The following is a 16,862-nucleotide window of genomic DNA, read 5'->3' on the forward strand; positions in this document are numbered from 1 at the left end:
AGAATCGGATGATTGAAGTAATCATTACAGTTAATTATAAAGATAGATATTATCAAACAAATGTCATTGTGAATAAAAATATGACATTTGAAAAAATTAATCGTTTGGCAGAAGAACAAATTAAGAAACAATGGAATCTTTAATTATATAGCCAAAGATTAAAACAATCAGAACAGGCTTTACTGTTGCAATAATTGATTATTATACCTTGTATTCATATCGTGATTAAATTTTTAAATGTTTGACAAGATGATCTGTAACATTTATTATTACAGTGTGTTTATAAATAGTAATAAAGATGCAGATAATAATTTTCAATGCAGTAAGATAATTAGCATTTTTATTCTTCTTAGGAGGCTGGCCATGAATAGTGATTTTACACTTGCCATTCACAGTTTAACTTTTCTAGCACTGCAGCCAGACCGAATGTCAACAAGTGATGCTATTTCGGAAAGTGCTGGTGTCCACCCGGTACGCATTCGTAAAGTACTAAGTTTATTAAAGAGACATGGATTTATCAACTCAAAAGAAGGTACTGGCGGGGGATTTATTTTTGCTCTGGATCTTGGTGAAGTAAATCTCTGGGATATTTATAAGATAACCTCTGTAGGTGCTTTGCAACCTAGATGTCCTGCATCAAATGAACAATGCATTGTCGGCGCTAACATGCAGAATGTCCTATTTAACATTTTTTTAGGTGCTGAAGAACATTTGGGTAAATATTTAAGGGAATACACAATGAAAGAAGTTGTCGATCTTGTCAATCAAGGATAATGAGTGGCCTGAATGATAAATACCGGCAAGCATCTTTTTCTTATAAATGTAATAATAATAATTACAGTTAGACTGAATGCTGTAACTAAAGAATGAGAAGAAGTTTGATAGATGTTCAATAGAATATCTTTCTTAAGAACGATAAATAATGTAAGAAGGTGAAAAAGGTATGAAAGCCAATAAAAATCAAATGTTAAAAACAGGTGATTGGATTAAGGGGAAATCACAGGACGGTGAATTAATAGTTGGTTATATCGAATCACTTGATATCCCAAAAGGAGTAGTTAAGGTTACTGTTGTTACAAGCGATAATAATGAAACGATTGGAAAAACAATTTCAGTATTAGCTAAACAGATTAAGAGATTGCCTGATTCAAAAGTGACAAACAAGGAACAACTTTTATTTCTAATAGACTTGGCATTATCAACAGGAGATGAAGAATGGTTTATTGAGCTTTCTTCTAAGTTAAATTCAATGAAACAGCTTGTTAATGGAAAATGATAAACCTTATAGATTAATTAATAGAGATATTTTATAGCCGAAATGCGTTAATGTTAACAGAGGTATGACAGCAGGATTGACGACCGGGGAAGGTCATTACGCCAATAGGATATTGAGGTTTATCAATTGTCAAAAGTCGTTGTGATAGGAAAAGCGGAATCGCCTTGCTCAGCAGGTAGAAAAAGGAGAACTTGTATGAGATAAAGCGAGACTAAATCGGGCTTTTTACGGGCAGTTACTATTTTAAGTTTCACTTCTTTGATTAATTGCGCAATAAACTGGGGAAAAGGAACTAAGAAACGCTGGAGCTATGAAACGCGGAATAATGAGATTCATTGGTTAGTAAGTTTGAGAGAGAATTTTATATAGGCTATGAATAATAATCTTCCTGTTTTGGAATGGACATTTAAATTAAATTATTATTCAAGAATATGGCGCGATTGTGAAATAAAAAACTTAAATTTCTAAATGACTTTATGTAAAAGTATCCTTTATAAATTAGTTAACAACTTTATTTTACCCCCATCTAATATAGGATGGGGGTATAGGTGTTAGAAATGTAAACATAAATAACTTTTTCTATCTTGACAATTCCTTATTGCAGGTGGCGACAGGCTTCGCTGGTACTAGCCAAGCGAAAAGAGATGATTCATTGCCACGATCATAAACATAAAATATTGCAAAAATGTTGATAGACTTTTTACAAAGCCTTATATATTGTAAATCATATAAGGAGATGAAAATATTATTTGTATGAATTTTCGTATTTTTGCGTAAAAGGAATAAAATGAGTCAGGAAATATGAGCGGTGAGGGTAAACGTATCGCGTCAGACCATTGCAAAGTGGGAAAACGAAGAGGCATTGCCTGATATTCAAAAATGTAAACTGTTAGCCGAAATCTTTCAGGTAACATTGGATTAGTCATCCTGTGATATGTTTGAAGAAGAGGTACAGCAGCTGGGCATAAAGGGAAAACAATTCTTTGACGTTGTAAAAGCAGGGGAGCGAGGACATATTGTTATTCCAAAACAAGCACGGGAAATGTATCAGATTAAAGCCGGTGAAAGCTTGTTGTTTTAGGGGAAGATGCAACAGGGGATAAATCATACATGGAAAATGCGCGTAAACTTTCTGTGCACTTTCGAAATGCCTACGGAGCAGCAGAAGTGCCAATATCATATTGGCTAAAAATTGAGGAGAACTGATAATGAAACTTAACCTATTTGAAGATAAGGACCTCTTAACATGCACAAACACCTTTATCCATGTGTTTAATCAAGAACCATGGAATGATGAATGGGAGAAAGAAACTGCAAAGAACTATTTACTTGACTTCACGAATACCCCAGGTTTTAAAGGCATCGTCGCTGTAGATGGGGAAGAGATGATTGGCTTTATATTTGGTACTTGCAAGCATTGGTGGAGAGGAGACGAATTTTTTATTAATGAAATGTGTGTTAGGGTAGAGGAACAAAATACCGGTATTGGATCTAAGCTGATGAAATTCTTAATAGAAGAACTAGAATCAGATGGCGTAAGGACCATCTCATTATTAACCGACAGAGGTATTCCTGCCGAAGACTTTTATAAGAAACACGGATTTTCAGAGTTTGAAAGATTAATGTTTTTAAGCAGGAGCGTTAAGTAAAAAGGAATTTAACCTTTATGATGGAAATATTGCACATACGTTTCACAAGGAATGGTGAGTGTTTAGAGAACGAACATGCCAACTTTTGAAAGAACCCTAAAATAACCTTGAATGGCTCTAGCTGTTCAAGGTTTTTATTGAATATGTCCAGTAAGGGAGAGAAGGCTTAAGAGGAACCTTGTAAGCAAAAGCTGCGAGTGCCTCTCTTAAGAAGACAGGTCAAACTGCCATTACTTGCAGAAAGTACTCGAAATCATCCTTTTATTGATGGAAAAAGTCAGTTTATGCGCTTGCCCAGGAAATTTTGCTTGCCAAGATTGCCTTGATCATTTTTTCAATAAAGATGACAGTGATCTTGAAACTAGATGAAAATAAAAGATTGATGTTGGCTGGAAGAAAATCCATATGGCTTACTTAGTTATTCAACAAAAAAGAGTTATTGTTCAGATAAATGCACTTCTTTTACTGTTTTTTAAACAAACGTTTAATTAAAAGTTGCTGGTTACGTATTTTCTAACTTCAAAGACAGTTAACGAGAAAAATATTATGTTAACCAAAATGTTGAGAGCTTTCCTTTTTTACGCGAGTAGGTAAAAATATGATAAAGAACCCCAATAAAAAAGGAGCATATCCATGAATAAGCTGATTGAAAGAGGCTTAAAGCAATTAGGAGACCTCGGAAAAATTGACACCCTAAAGCCTGTTTCAGGTGGAGATATAAATGAAGCTTTTTATATAAAAACAAAGGGCAATGAATATTTTGTTAAATTAAATCAACAAGTAAATACAGATTTTTTTCAGTTTGAGGCAGAAGGGCTTCGGCTCATCAAACAGACAAACACAATCGATGTCCCAACCATTTATGGTGTATTAGATAATAAAGAGGCGCCAATGCTATGGATGGAATGGATTAGTGGTACGGAAAATGAAGAAACAGAAAAATTGTTGGGTGAAAGGCTTGCAGCTTTACATTTATATGAAGGTCAAGGATATGGATTTGAAAAACAAAGTTACATCGGAAAATTAAAGCAAGAAAATAAGCTATTGGATAACTGGGTTACCTATTATCGCGACATACGATTAATGGGTCAATTGAAAATCGGTCACTCACTAAAAAAAATCACAGGAAGACGAGAAAAACAATTACTCAAATTAATTGAAAGAATAGACGAATGGCTCCCAGAAAAACCGAAATCAAGTATCTTGCATGGTGATTTATGGGGAGGAAATTGGATTGCAGGAAAAAATGGTGCCCCGTATTTAATTGATCCTTCTGTATTGTACGGAGATCATGAGTTTGAAATGGCTTTTACTGAATTATTTGGCGGCTTTTCTAAACAATTCTATGATGCGTATACTTCCATCTACCCACTATCTGCCGAATACCAGAACAGAAAAGAGCTTTATCAATTATACTATTTGCTCGTTCATTTAAACATGTTTGGAGAAAAGTACTGCAATGCGGTGGATCGTATTTTAACGAAATATGTAGGGGATTATGGAAGTATATAACAATGAGAGCTTTCTATTAAATGAATATCCTTAATAGAGCAACAGAAAACAGGAAGGTAGCCCTTCAAATAATCAGCAAAAAAGAAGTCGATCCATCAATGGAATCGACTTTTTAAGATATGATAACATTTTATACTTAGTTTTTTGTGTCTAGCTACTCATCTATTGAAGGCAATGAAGGCATTCTATTCATGTGCGTCTTATTTGCGCTAAGCTGATCAAAGCACTTACGCTTTTCTGTTTAAACAGTCTCAGCCTTCATTTGCTTATTTCCTTGCTGATTTAACTTCCTAACCGCTTCTTTACTTGTGTCAACACGTTTAACAAATAGGGCTAATAGGAGAGCCACAATATTAATACCTAAAGCGACATAGAAGGAGTATTGTATCCCAGCTAATAAAGCTTTTTGTGTTAACAACGCTTGAGCAGCTGTTGTCATCGTTGTTGGATCAACACCTGACATTAGGCTTTCAGCTTCCGTTTTTGTTACTGAGTTCATAATCGTAACAAGAACAGCAGTACCGATCGAACCTGAAACTTGCTGAGCTGTATTGTTAACAGCAGTACCGTGTGGATTTAATACAGTTGGCAATTGATTTAAACCATTTGTCATAATTGGCATCATAACCATTGACATCCCAAACATGCGCAATGTGTAAATAAGAATAATATAGGTGTGACTAGAGTCAAGTTGTAAGTGTGCTAACATGTAAGTTGAAACAGCGGTAATGGCCAAGCCTACTACAGCAAGAAGACGCGGGCCAAATTTATCAAAGAGCTTACCTGTAATAGGGGACATCAAGCCCATAATAATCGCACCAGGCAGCATCATTAATCCTGAATCGAGCGGTGATATGCCACGTACATTTTGAACATATGCCGGTGTTAAAATCATCCCTGAGAACATCGCCACTGCGTTAACAATGGCAATAACTGAACCAAGAGCAAACATTGGGTACTTATATACACGCAAATCTAACAATGGTTCTTCCATTTTAAATTGACGATAGATAAAGGCAGCTAAGGCAATCGCCCCAACAATGAGAGTGGTTAAGACGATGGCATCAGTCCAGCCATCAGAGCTTGCCGCACTGAAACCATAAAGTAATCCGCCAAAACCGATTGAAGATAAAATAACTGAAATGTAATCAAGCTTCGCGTTTTTATTTTGTTCCATCACATTTTCAAGCTTCCAAACCGCTAATAATAGCGTAATCACAGCTAATGGTAAAATCATTTCGAACAGTAAACGCCAGTTATAATGTTCGACAATATAACCTGATAATGTCGGCCCAATGGCTGGCGCGGTAATCATAACTAATCCGAAAACCCCCATTGCTGTACCGCGTTTTTCACGCGGGAAGCTGACAAGCATAATATTCATCAATAACGGACCCATGACCGAGGAACCTGCTGCTTGGATCATACGCCCAGTAAGCAGGACACCGAAGTTTGGTGCAAAGGCTGCTAATGCTGTACCTAAGGTGAAAATGACCATTGATGTCAAATATAAGCTGCGGTTTGAAAACCGCGTTAATAAAAAGGCTGACGCCGGAATTAAGACACCGCTGACAAGCATATAACCAGTTGCAAGCCACTGGATCGTAGAATAATTTTTAATACCTAAATCGGCCATAATTGAAGGCAGTGCCACATTTAAAAGCGAGTTGTTTAGAAAAGATACGAACGCACCGACAAATAAGATCGCAATCATCAAATAGGGCGGTTTCTTATGTTGTAATTCTGTTTCCATCTATCTATCCCCTTATTTTATAAAATTCTTTAAGGATTACCCATGCATTCTTTACTCGACATGTCCAGAAAGGCAGGTCGTTTACATAATTGTGCATGAATTCCTTGTTTTTTAAGTCTTTCTACAATTTTTTTAAAATCAATCGATTCTTTTTTTGTTCTATTATGTGATTCCATCAGTGATCTTCCTTTTGAAGCCCTCTTTTTAGCAGTTCAATTTGTAACATATAATTTTCCAAAGCTTCTTCATCACTTGATTCCTTTACAAACACCTGAATAAGGTTTTGAAAGGTGACTGCACTTATAATTTTCATAACCTGCTGGAGTTCCCGTTCATCTTGAATGTTCAATTTTTCCCGGTTAATCAGGTTAATCGTACTTAAATACTGATTTTTCTGATTCTCCATGTAGATATTATTTGCTAATGTTTTTTCTTTTTTATAGTTCATATTTAAAAACACATTTTTAAAAAAGTTTTTGTGTTCCGCCTCTCTGTGCCTCTTGATCATAAAGCGGAAAATCCCAATAAAGGTTTCAAATAAATCTCCGTTTTTCTCCTTCAAAATCGAGATAAACCGCTCATGATTTTTTTCCGCAAGCTGATTTAATAGGTAAAAGAATAAATCCTCCTTATCCTCAAAATATTGATAAAAACTGCCTCTTGGGATTCCCGCTTTTTTAATAATATTGGCAATCGATGCTTCATGTAAGGGAACCCTGGAGAATTCTTCTTTAGCAGATTGAATTAAGATGTCCTGTTTATCTTTAGCTAAGTGAAAAAACGTTTGTTTTGGCATAGTAAATGATTCTCCTTATTCAAAAGTGACACCGTGTCATAGTTAAGCACATACAAATTATATATGACACAGTGTCATAAAGTCAATATAAATATGACACTGTGTCATATTTTTGTATTAAATGGATGTAAGCTAAGTAATTGATTGGTGATTGTCATTTTTTCAGCGATGGTAAAATAGTCAGTTAAAAAGGTCACCATGGTTTCACAACATGAAATAATGCTTATTAGTTAACCGGCAGATTCATTAACAAGAAAAGGAAATAAGCATCGTTGTATAGAATTAATTAGTCAATTCATATTCTTGGAGGGATGACTGAATGGCTGAATTAATTTATCATGTTGCTGTTTCACTAGACAACTTTATTGCAGATCAAGCGATGATCGATGGAAATATTACGGATTCTCACTTTTTATTTGAAGGAGAGCATGTACCGGATTTTTTATCTGATATTCAGCATTACGATGCTGTGTTGATGGGCGGAAAAACATATGAGTTTGGTTTTAAATTCGGTGCTAATCCAGGTGAACCGGGATATAAGGGCATCAAACATTATATCTTTTCAAGCTCCATGCAGTTTGAGTCAAATGAGGAAGTCGAACTTATCAAAGAAGATGCGATTGGGTTTACTAAGAATCTCAAACAAAAAGAGAACGGGAAGATTTGGCTTTGCGGTGGGGGAGAATTGGCAGGATCGTTACTGAAACATAAACTGATTGATCAATTAGTGTTAAAGGTGAATCCAATTATTGTCGGTGGAGGTATTTCATTGTTTGGCAACGAAAAGCCATGTTTGAGATTAAAGTTAGCGGACATGAAACAGTATTCTAATGGGGTCCTCAAACCGACTTATCATATTATTTATACATAGGATGAAAAAGATTGAAATGTGTAAAAAAGCATCGGAAGAATTGGACTGCACCCCAAAATACTGGGCTGCAAAGTATAAACTATATGAAGACTTCTTAAGTCAGTTGTTTGGAACAATGAGACATGAGAACGTCTTTAAACCTCGAATCGAACCTGCTGGATTCAGAAAGTAATTACCTGTTTTAAAAAGCATTGAAATGAATGAAGATTATACTCGGTTACGGTTATTCGCCAGTATGAAAATGCATGTGTCATACAATTCCATAACGATTGGGATGAATAACCTAAGAAGAACATACATTTCAAAGGAATTAAAGTAAACAACATACATGAAAATACGCTTATTTATAAATGTAAAAAGGATATTAGCATATAGCTAATATCCGCTGTAACGAGGAGTTTTACCCTCTTAGTCTTGTTCCTGATTTTGTTCTTGATCCTGATCAGAATCGGCTTTCGCTCTAACTCTTGCACGTGAGTTGCTGTCTACTCTGATGTGAACATCTACTTTGGAATTACCACTTTTAATGATTTTAGCATTATTAACGTTTTTATCGTTTACGTCAATATCGTTATCATTATCTAAATCATTATCCAAATCATTATCGACATTAGTCTTGTTTTCTGCATTTGCTCTAGCTCTAGCATCAGCTTCTTCATTTGAACGTGAAGATTTATTATTTCTCCAAAAAACCATATTTCCACCCCCTTGTTTATACTAGTACTATATTCAAGGATGCAATTGATAGAGTGGACAAATTTCCCTGGTCAACTGCATATTTTGGAAGTTTTAAAAAATAAAAAGACTGTTATCTTTTAATAACAGCCAAAGTTGTAATTAATTAGCAAACGCTTTAGGTTTTAGAATGTCACACGGAATACTAATCTATAGTAGTAGTTGTTTTAGGTCAACACAATTCCACTAATGTATGCACAAATTCCTAATGGAAAAAGGAAGCGGCAAAGAGTCCTTAAAGTTGGTAATATTGAAAAAAGAGACCGTTATATATTTATAACAGTCTTTAGAAGGTAAACTTTCTTCATCTTAATTTATTCAACATATTATGAAAGTGTTAAAGTTCTTTTAATGAAGAGAGAAGATTATTCCTTATTGTTAATAAAATGAAATGATTTTAATGACTTTGAAAAAAGATAATGGGATAAAGCCAAAATTCCACCTGATAAGTCTGATAGTAAATCTAATTCGGTATCTAACAAACTAGGTTGATTTTTAATATGAGGTTTAAACATTGCATCCTGTAAAACTCGAAAATTTCATAAAACGTGCCTATTGATGTTGAGAGCAGGATAAAGAAGATAATGATGAACTTTTTTTGAGTAAATTTCATTTTTACAAATTGCTGGATAATAAAAAATGACCATAACGTCATGGAATACGTTCTAAATATATGCTGGATTCGATCAAATACATTAGAAGTTACATAAAAATGAAAAAATTCACCTATATAATCATTAGTAATGATCGAGAGAACTGCTACAATTCGGACATATATTCTAAAATCATATAAACCAGCCAGAAAATAAGATCTGTTAAAGCCATTCTCAAGTAATCAAAATTTTCTGTGATAATCAGTCCAAGGATACAAGTGATTTGAGCAGTAATAAAGATTACATCAATTTTTTAATTTCTTTTTGGAGTTGAAATTCATCTATATTACTCTTAAAAGTGGCTTACATTAGAAACGAGAATAGAGGTTGTTTTTTTCCAATTTGTTGAAGAGAACAATGTGGCAATTTTCAAAAGTCGCGGAGGGAAATATTCTGATTTTGAAAAAGCTGATGAAATGATTGAAACATTAAAAAAATGATCCATTTTGTATGTTTGCTTTGGCAGGGGAAAAAGAAGTTATACATACAGCTCATTAATGGGAAACAGATTGGAAAATTAAAGTGGATAACATAAATCATCAAAATAAATTTTTCAGTGATTTAAAAACAACTCAGGACCTTCATAAACGATTCTGGTCAGAAAAATATGATGGGTGGGTTTCATTCGTTGAAGCAACAACCTATATTGTTGCTGTAACAAAGGAATCTACACCTAATAAGGCTGTTCTTCATTTTGATGAATCTAGATTTGATTTTGAATATGAGTTTCTAGAAATGAAAATGAAACGGATATTAAAAGTTAAGTCCGGTGAATTTGAGCCAATACGTTGTGAAAAGTGTGATTATTGTAGATCAACAAAAAAATCTCCGACACGATGGAAATAGGAATGTTGATACATGTAAGTGAAGTATTGAAGAAACAGCATTTTCCAATACTTCACTTTAAGTATCTAAATCTCAAATAAAACAAAATATGAAAATAAGTAAGAACAAGTAATGTAATAGTACCGAAAGCTTCCAATTTAACATAAGTAGGTAAAATGTATGCTAATCCAAATGCTGATAATAGAAATAAAATTAAGTTTAAAAGGTACACTTTGTACGTAGTAGTCACACCAGTCTTTTTAGTTAAAAAATCAATTATCAAGGTCACAGGAATACCAATTATTATATAAATAGGTATCGTAACAAGGGCAACTAGTACGAACCCCCAAAAAGGAGAACTATATTTAAGATATTCTTCTCTGATACTCTCATTCAATAAAAGATAGCCATACATGATACCAATGAGAGATGATAAAGGAGAAGAGATTAAAATAGCTAAAAGAATTTAAGAGAATTTATTCATAAATGGTACCTCGGTTTAGTTAAAATTTTCTATCTTGTTAAAGTGATTGTACCATTGGAAAATTCATAAGAACATATCTTTAGTTAACGTAATTAAAAAGGACTGTTATCTAGTGATAACAGTCAACCATGGAGAAGATTAATAGCAACAGTTTCGAATTTTGGAGGTTCCGAAATTATTGACTAAATAAATTTATGCTTTGTAATGCTTGTTTAAGAACAAAGTACATTAAAAAAGGAAAAGTTATTTATATTTCGGTTTAAGTATATGTTAAGAATTAAAAAAGCCGAGATTACTCTCGACTTCTCAAGTATCGTACAAAGTGGCTTCTTGGCAAAATTCACTTTGTATATTTAGTAACCCAAATCAAGAGAAAATTATTCGGTAAGACCTTGAAAGATTGTTGGTTCAAGTCTTACCGTATTATGTATTACAGGTGTTACTTCTTTAGAAATAGAGGTAGCTGATTTAACAATCTCCTGTTTTATTAAAGTGTAAGGGGGGAGGTATTAACCAACCTTTTTCTTTATTTAACTTTAACATTTTTGCACCAAATTGTGCCTTCGCCAAGTGAAACTGTCCATACATCATAGCAATATCTTCTCGTATACATTGCCCTATTACTTGGCTGCAACTAACTAATCCTGTAGCGACGTCTTTGCTTACTGAGGCACTAATCTCCGGATCAGTAAATCTTGCTCCAACAGGGATGTCCTCTAAATTAGCATTTGGCCGGTCTGGAGGTGTTGGTGGTAAGCCAATTCCATTTGTTTTAAGAAGTTCTTGTAATTGTTGGTTTTCGTTTTTCATACCTTGGATGGCTTCTTCAATAAGTTTTTTCAGGTCTTGATCGCCAGTATTATTTATGTAGGATTGGTAACCAGCAATAAATCCATTGTTTGTCAATAGGTGACTCCATATTCCAAACACCTCACCATAATGCATTGGTTCATCTTTGGGGTTACCACTTAAAATTCCCATAACTACACTCCTTATCTTCTTTTGTATAATTATGAAGTACTCCTTTTTAAGGAATTTGAATATAGGGATATTTTTAACTATGCCTGTTAATTTTATACATTTAATAATATTAGTTAAATAAGGTCGCATTTTATCTTAGTGGACAGAAAGATGAAAAATATATATAAGAAAGTGTTAGAAAAAATGCTCATAAAAATATTTTTTTGTTCAGTTCAATATGTTTTTTAAATAAAAGAGACTGCTATCTAACGATAACAGTCAATTAAGAAGAGGATAAATAGCAACAGTTTCGAATTTTGGAGGTTCCGAAATTATTGACTAAAAATAATTATTCCTTCTAGTACTTGTTTCAGAACAAAATTTACAAAAAAAGTTAAAGGACACTTCGCTTAAATACGGTACAAGGTCATGATGCAAATATATGATGAATGGAGGACAGCCTTGTACCTTGTAGGTTAAAGTGTCCAATAGTATTAGGTTTATACAAATTATGAGTTAGTTCTTTGAGGTTTTGAAAGGAATTCTTTAATAAAATTCTATTAAATATTATTATCTTTACTGGTTCCTTCAGTAGTTTCTCGGATAATTTCTTTTAATTCATCTGAACCATTAGTCTTTATTTCATAAATTTGATTTATTTCTTTTGAGTCTTTTATATGATTATTTTCCTTTTCCATAACTAGCCTCCAAATATTTTTTGATTACAAATATAGTCTTAATTTTGGGTATATTTCGTTAAGAAGGGTACGCTATGATAAGTACAAATAGAGGATTTACCGTGTACCTTGTTGGTTAATGTAACCAATAGTATTGGATTATACAAAATATGTGTTAATTCTTTGAGGGTTTGATTTTGTATAAGATTTCTTTGATTTCTCAGGCAGGGATTCCTGATCCTAAAGCGTGGAAAATAAGATTAATCGATTCATTGTCTAAATTTTTTATATTCAAGTTTTCATTCAAATAAATCCTCTCCTAAAGTTATATGCTTATAAGTTTCATTGTGGGTATTTTTGTAAGAAAAGGAAAGTAAATTGGATAAAAATTAATGAATTTAAAAAAATCTTAAACCTTAGAAATGTGATGAGTTGACACAAATTTCATTTAGAATAAAAAAACGACCATTAAAAAATGGACTCACGGTTTCATTACGTCGTTGTGATCGACAATATTAAAGATTAGAATGTGGAATAATTAGCTATCAAAATGATAACAGTTCTAATGACAATTTGTTAGAGTGAAATATGTTTGCTGGACTAATAATATATGCTTTAAATTCTCTGTGGTACCAATTAAAAAATTTAATTATGTAAAAAGTTCTTTTTGAACATCTATTGAATAGTTCACAATGAAGGAGTAAGTTAATGATTATTAAAAGGTTTTTAAGTCAAATCAAGAAAAAATTTTAATAAAATTTGATGTTCTGGTATTTATTCAAAACATTATCTAATTTTTGGCTAAATTTTATGGTTTGCGGATGGGTAAGGCCTTTTAATTTACCAGTATTAATCATAAAATAACGCAATAAAAAAATTTCAAATTCTAAAAAAATAATAATAAACCTTTTTAATGGCATGATTTTTATCTCCTGTTCTTAAAACTTTAAGTAATGAGTTTCATTGTAAAGAAACCTTTTTAATTTGTTAATACTTTCGACAATCAATATTACAAAGTTACAAAAAAAGCTATTACTTTTAGACAAAGTATCGGTGATTTGGAATTTACTATCGAGTGGTTAGAAAAAGGTAGACAGCCAGGAGCGAAAAGAGGTTATGATCGAAGGGATTCTTATAAGAGGATGTTGATTAAGGACCCTAAAATAATTGATACTTTTAGTAAAGGGATTTATAAGGATTCAGATGAAAAGGTCTCTAGTGCTGATCTTGATCAAATTAAAGATGCTCTATCAGTGCTTACAAATCGTGAGAAGGAGATATTTATATTAAATAAGGTACTGCTGTTTTCATACGAGGAAATTGCTAATATTTTGGGTGTTAAAAAGTTAACTGTTCAATCAAATATAAAGCGTGCTGAAAACAAAATGATGAAGCGTAAAAACGAGAGCCTTTTCTTTTTAGCAAGATAAGGCTCTTTTTTGTCATACGTTTGCCACCTATATATGCGATGAAAAAAATAATTCAAAATAAGGACTTTATAGTCAAAAACACCCCTATTGTGCCGTATTTTATGCTCTAGGGTTGATAAAATGAATAAATATAAAATTAGTCATTTCCTTGATAATGGATTTTCAGTATCACAAATAGTAGAATCTGAATCTAGAGAAAGTGTGTATAAAAGTTTAGCTGAGGAAAGCATCATAAATTTTAGTGATGAAAATGATGTTTATTTTATTTTAAATATGAATGAAGTTAAGTTAATCAGTGTAATTGAAAGAACCATCCAGATGAAGGGGATGTAATCATCTTTGTTGAAGATCGTTTCAACATGAAGGTAGATACTCTATTGTTGAAATCGTTGAATTGATGGACAAGAAAGGAAAGGTAATAGATTGTGATGTTACCCTTTCTAATTTCAGCAATATCTTTGAACAGCAACGACGTATGGACAATGCAACAAAATCTCTAGCAGATGCAATTGAGGGTAAGAGACCTTTGCCTTTTGAAGCACTTGCCATTGTGGTACAGCAGGCAACAATCGCTTTACAAAATGCTCAAACAGAGCTTCAATTCCCAGACAACGGAGGAATACTTGCAATTGATAAAACCAACCCTAACAAGTTGGTTCTTTTTAATTCTGCTGGAATAGGGATTTCTGATGATGGGGGCCAGACCTTTGAAAATGCCTAACAGGTTCAGGACTTGTCGCGGATGTTGTCACATCGGGGACTATAAACACTGCATTTGTTAGGATTCAAGGTGCTACTGGAAATATGTATATTACAGGAGATCAGTTTAAGGCTATTGATTATGTAGATCCAAGTAAGTATGTCGAGATCGTTCCAGGAATGCTGACCATTGGAAATGGCGCTGTTAAAATCATACGTCCTGACGGTGCTGTTTGGGTAGAAAACGGTGTACCTAAACAAGATGTTGCAGTTCAGGAAACCTCTCCAAAATTCATAGGGTACAACACTACAGAACGTGATCGTTATTACAGAACAACTGTTCAAACATATGAAGAGGTTGGAGCATATAGAACTACTCACATAGGGAGATATTTAAAGGTCGAAGGCTATGCCATAGTTAATAATGGTGATTTAGGAGTTGCTGTTCAATCTTATGCCGGGGAGTAAGTTTTTATCAAGTAATGACTGTTCTATATGATCCTAATTCAATTGGTGGAACGTATTTCGAAATGACATTTGATTTAGGAAAACACAGCTATTCAAGCATTAGATTTTATATTAAATTCAGATCAATTGATGCTGCAGAAGAAGTTGGTTGCCGTATTGATGGAGTTTATCAATAATGAGTATTATTTCAAAATGCAGAATAGTGTTTTTGGGGTTAATCATTAATTAAATAGGGTATCTATGAAACGAGAGGAGATGGGAAAGAGGTGGTGAATCATTGCATTCTCAATATGACGAATTAACGATTGAGATGATAATAGAGTTTTATTTTGAATTTAAACTCAAAATAGATAAGAAAATGTTTACAGAAGCAATGAAGGCTGAATTACACCTTATAAAAGAAGCTGCTAAAAATAAAGGAATTCTTATCTTAGCTTAACAGTAACTCTGATTGCTCTTTATAAAAATTGTCCCTCCCTCTCTAATTAAAGTAATTTTTCACCTTAGAAGTTTTTGAGTACCTTACTAGTCACCATAATGGTGCTTTTTATTTTGCCTTTAAGGAGGTGATCAGATTGCAGTTGAAATCACAGTTTCAATCGCAATAGGAAGTTTCCTAATTGGCATTATTACATTCAGCAGAAATCGAGATAAAGATGTAAAAAATGATGCAACCGAATCGGCTGTGATCCGAACAAAACTTGATAATGTAAGTCAAGGTGTGGATCCATTCGTATTGATATTAGGGCAAATGAACAGCGTGTAAGGGATTTGTCAGATAGAGTTGTTAGAGTAGAAGTAAGCTCAAAGAAAGCCCATAAACGACTTGATAAAATTGAACATAAGGGAGAGGTTTAAATGAAAAATTTTATAGATAACATAGATAAAGGCACGGGTATTCGAACGGTGCTTCTTTTTGTTGCGTTAATAAATCAATCACTAATACTTTTTGGGAAATCTCCAATTCCTTTAGAAGAAGGTCAAATAACAAGTCTTATGGATGGTATTTACTTAGTTGGATCCATGTTATTTACTATTGTCATTTCACTTATAGCCTGGTTCAAAAACAACTATGTGACAGAGAAAGGTCAGTTGCAAAAGAAAGCATTGCAAGCTCAAGGATTAATCAAAAAGTAAGCTGCCATTCGGTGGCTTTTTATTTTGAATGGAGAAGATATTAATTGTGAAGTTAGTTATTTCATTTGGCCACGGTAAATATGTGAGTGGAGCCAATTCATATATTAATGAAGTCACTGAAGCGAGAAGAATTGTAAGTAGAGTTGTTAATTATTTAGAAAAATTAGGTTGCACAGTGTATGAATTTCATGACAATACTACGAAGACACAAAATGAGAACATTCAGTCCATCATAAGATATCATAACAGTAAGATCCGCGATTTAGATGTTTCTATCCACCTTAATGCCGCAAGTAAAACAAATGATCCCCGAGGTGTTGAGGTTCTTTATGTTTCAGAAAATGGAAGAAAAATTGCTAAAAAAGTGTCTGATGCTATCGCAAAAGTAAGTGGATTGAAAAATCGAGGGGCTAAAAAAAGAACGCATCTTGGATTCTTGAAAGGTACAGAAAAACCGGCAATTCTCATTGAAGTTTGTTTTGTTGATTCAAAGGCAGATGTTGTAATTTACAAAAGTAAGTTCAATGAAATTTGCAAAGCTATTGCTGAATCAATCTCAGGCAAGAAATTACCTGAACCAAAACCTAATCCAGGAGTAAGCGTGCAAATTAGAACAGGCGGTTTATCACCCGAAATGGTTGCTGAAATCGGCAAGTATTTTGATGATAAAAAATAGTGGGCGCAAATTCAATATACAAGTGATGGGGCAAACCCTACAGCCTTAACGGGTGGATTATCTCCAGAAATGAGACAAGAATTTGAAGAATGGTTAAAAGAGCATAATTGGTGGTACAAATTAGTTTAACGTAAAAGCCCCTCCAAACTAGCATGGGGCTTTACTTATTCAGACTTTATTTCTTCAATTATTCTAATGATTCATAACAATAACAAATACATCATTATAAGAAATAATATTGTTCTCAGCTATGATTTGCAG

The 16,862-nt window shown here is 33.4% G+C and carries 23 protein-coding genes; 16 read left to right on the forward strand and 7 right to left on the reverse strand.

Annotated features, from left to right (window positions below; genetic code table 11):
- The first annotated feature begins 8 nt into the window (after window positions 1-8).
- From WQ54_RS21525 to WQ54_RS21550, 6 genes are all read left to right on the forward strand, one after another.
- On the forward strand, window positions 9-143 hold the full coding sequence (locus WQ54_RS21525; RefSeq protein ID WP_046587150.1) for a BA3454 family stress response protein: 135 nt from the start codon (window positions 9-11) through the stop codon (window positions 141-143).
- Between the two features lie 220 nt (window positions 144-363).
- Window positions 364-774: an Rrf2 family transcriptional regulator gene (locus WQ54_RS21530; protein ID WP_046587152.1), complete on the forward strand. Its 411-nt coding sequence runs from the start codon at window positions 364-366 to the stop codon at window positions 772-774.
- Window positions 775-943: 169 nt separating this feature from the next.
- Entirely contained in the window at window positions 944-1,276 is a 333-nt protein-coding gene (locus WQ54_RS21535) for an IDEAL domain-containing protein (protein ID WP_046587154.1), read from the forward strand.
- Window positions 1,277-2,084: 808 nt separating this feature from the next.
- Complete coding sequence (locus WQ54_RS34870; RefSeq protein WP_231597603.1) at window positions 2,085-2,198, forward strand: helix-turn-helix transcriptional regulator; 114 nt, start codon at window positions 2,085-2,087, stop codon at window positions 2,196-2,198.
- A 286-nt stretch (window positions 2,199-2,484) separates the two neighbouring features.
- On the forward strand, window positions 2,485-2,925 hold the full coding sequence (locus WQ54_RS21545) for a GNAT family N-acetyltransferase (protein WP_046587155.1): 441 nt from the start codon (window positions 2,485-2,487) through the stop codon (window positions 2,923-2,925).
- Between the two features lie 633 nt (window positions 2,926-3,558).
- Window positions 3,559-4,437, forward strand: coding sequence for a fructosamine kinase family protein (locus WQ54_RS21550; RefSeq protein WP_046587156.1), 879 nt, complete (start codon window positions 3,559-3,561; stop codon window positions 4,435-4,437).
- A 241-nt stretch (window positions 4,438-4,678) separates the two neighbouring features.
- Here the strand turns inward: WQ54_RS21550 and WQ54_RS21555 are convergent, their stop codons facing one another.
- The 3 genes from WQ54_RS21555 to WQ54_RS21560 are packed head-to-tail and all read right to left on the reverse strand — an operon-like array spanning window position 4,679 to window position 6,986.
- A complete protein-coding gene (locus tag WQ54_RS21555) occupies window positions 4,679-6,190 on the reverse strand; it encodes a DHA2 family efflux MFS transporter permease subunit (protein ID WP_046587157.1) in 1,512 nt (503 codons plus the stop codon).
- A gap of 29 nt (window positions 6,191-6,219) precedes the next feature.
- A complete protein-coding gene (locus tag WQ54_RS33845) occupies window positions 6,220-6,366 on the reverse strand; it encodes a hypothetical protein (protein ID WP_156178043.1) in 147 nt (48 codons plus the stop codon).
- Window positions 6,366-6,986 carry a TetR/AcrR family transcriptional regulator gene (locus tag WQ54_RS21560; RefSeq protein WP_046587158.1) on the reverse strand — a complete coding sequence of 207 codons (621 nt, stop codon included), beginning with the start codon at window positions 6,984-6,986 and terminating at the stop codon, window positions 6,366-6,368. The genes WQ54_RS33845 and WQ54_RS21560 overlap by 1 nt, the downstream gene beginning before the upstream one ends.
- A gap of 319 nt (window positions 6,987-7,305) precedes the next feature.
- Here WQ54_RS21560 and WQ54_RS21565 point away from each other — a divergent pair, with 319 nt between their 5' ends.
- A complete protein-coding gene (locus tag WQ54_RS21565; RefSeq protein WP_046587160.1) occupies window positions 7,306-7,857 on the forward strand; it encodes a dihydrofolate reductase family protein in 552 nt (183 codons plus the stop codon).
- Window positions 7,858-8,265: 408 nt separating this feature from the next.
- Here WQ54_RS21565 and WQ54_RS21575 read toward each other — a convergent pair whose 3' ends face one another.
- Complete coding sequence (locus tag WQ54_RS21575; protein ID WP_046587161.1) at window positions 8,266-8,553, reverse strand: hypothetical protein; 288 nt, start codon at window positions 8,551-8,553, stop codon at window positions 8,266-8,268.
- Between the two features lie 1,208 nt (window positions 8,554-9,761).
- On the opposite strand from WQ54_RS21575, the gene WQ54_RS32065 reads away from it, so the two are divergent.
- The gene (locus WQ54_RS32065) at window positions 9,762-10,091 is read left to right on the forward strand and encodes a PD-(D/E)XK nuclease-like domain-containing protein (protein WP_084822242.1); all 330 of its coding nucleotides are present in this window, start codon (window positions 9,762-9,764) and stop codon (window positions 10,089-10,091) included.
- 931 nt (window positions 10,092-11,022) lie between these two features.
- On the opposite strand, the gene WQ54_RS21585 is transcribed toward WQ54_RS32065, so the two are convergent.
- From WQ54_RS21585 to WQ54_RS32950, 3 genes are all read right to left on the reverse strand, one after another.
- On the reverse strand, window positions 11,023-11,535 hold the full coding sequence (locus tag WQ54_RS21585) for a DUF3231 family protein (protein WP_046587163.1): 513 nt from the start codon (window positions 11,533-11,535) through the stop codon (window positions 11,023-11,025).
- A gap of 539 nt (window positions 11,536-12,074) precedes the next feature.
- Complete coding sequence (locus WQ54_RS33850; RefSeq protein WP_156178044.1) at window positions 12,075-12,212, reverse strand: hypothetical protein; 138 nt, start codon at window positions 12,210-12,212, stop codon at window positions 12,075-12,077.
- Between the two features lie 728 nt (window positions 12,213-12,940).
- On the reverse strand, window positions 12,941-13,111 hold the full coding sequence (locus tag WQ54_RS32950; protein WP_084822244.1) for an aspartyl-phosphate phosphatase Spo0E family protein: 171 nt from the start codon (window positions 13,109-13,111) through the stop codon (window positions 12,941-12,943).
- Window positions 13,112-13,240: 129 nt separating this feature from the next.
- Here WQ54_RS32950 and WQ54_RS21590 point away from each other — a divergent pair, with 129 nt between their 5' ends.
- From WQ54_RS21590 to WQ54_RS21615, 8 genes are all read left to right on the forward strand, one after another.
- Window positions 13,241-13,621 carry a sigma factor-like helix-turn-helix DNA-binding protein gene (locus WQ54_RS21590; protein WP_269431583.1) on the forward strand — a complete coding sequence of 127 codons (381 nt, stop codon included), beginning with the start codon at window positions 13,241-13,243 and terminating at the stop codon, window positions 13,619-13,621.
- A gap of 120 nt (window positions 13,622-13,741) precedes the next feature.
- On the forward strand, window positions 13,742-13,954 hold the full coding sequence (locus WQ54_RS21595; protein ID WP_046587165.1) for a hypothetical protein: 213 nt from the start codon (window positions 13,742-13,744) through the stop codon (window positions 13,952-13,954).
- Between the two features lie 61 nt (window positions 13,955-14,015).
- Window positions 14,016-14,342, forward strand: coding sequence for a hypothetical protein (locus tag WQ54_RS21600; protein ID WP_197089638.1), 327 nt, complete (start codon window positions 14,016-14,018; stop codon window positions 14,340-14,342).
- Window positions 14,343-14,425: 83 nt separating this feature from the next.
- Window positions 14,426-14,788: a hypothetical protein gene (locus WQ54_RS21605; RefSeq protein WP_046587168.1), complete on the forward strand. Its 363-nt coding sequence runs from the start codon at window positions 14,426-14,428 to the stop codon at window positions 14,786-14,788.
- Window positions 14,789-14,802: 14 nt separating this feature from the next.
- Window positions 14,803-14,964 (forward strand): hypothetical protein, encoded by a 162-nt coding sequence (locus WQ54_RS33855; protein ID WP_156178045.1) that lies wholly within the window; start codon window positions 14,803-14,805, stop codon window positions 14,962-14,964.
- Window positions 14,965-15,065: 101 nt separating this feature from the next.
- Window positions 15,066-15,227 carry a hypothetical protein gene (locus tag WQ54_RS33860; RefSeq protein WP_156177979.1) on the forward strand — a complete coding sequence of 54 codons (162 nt, stop codon included), beginning with the start codon at window positions 15,066-15,068 and terminating at the stop codon, window positions 15,225-15,227.
- Between the two features lie 419 nt (window positions 15,228-15,646).
- Window positions 15,647-15,925 carry a phage holin gene (locus WQ54_RS21610; protein ID WP_046587170.1) on the forward strand — a complete coding sequence of 93 codons (279 nt, stop codon included), beginning with the start codon at window positions 15,647-15,649 and terminating at the stop codon, window positions 15,923-15,925.
- A 28-nt stretch (window positions 15,926-15,953) separates the two neighbouring features.
- Window positions 15,954-16,601 carry an N-acetylmuramoyl-L-alanine amidase gene (locus tag WQ54_RS21615; RefSeq protein WP_052737901.1) on the forward strand — a complete coding sequence of 216 codons (648 nt, stop codon included), beginning with the start codon at window positions 15,954-15,956 and terminating at the stop codon, window positions 16,599-16,601.
- The last annotated feature ends 261 nt before the right edge of the window (window positions 16,602-16,862 follow it).

Origin of the sequence: Bacillus sp. SA1-12 (genome assembly GCF_000981385.1) — a bacterium.
Taxonomy (GTDB): domain Bacteria; phylum Bacillota; class Bacilli; order Bacillales; family Bacillaceae; genus Metabacillus.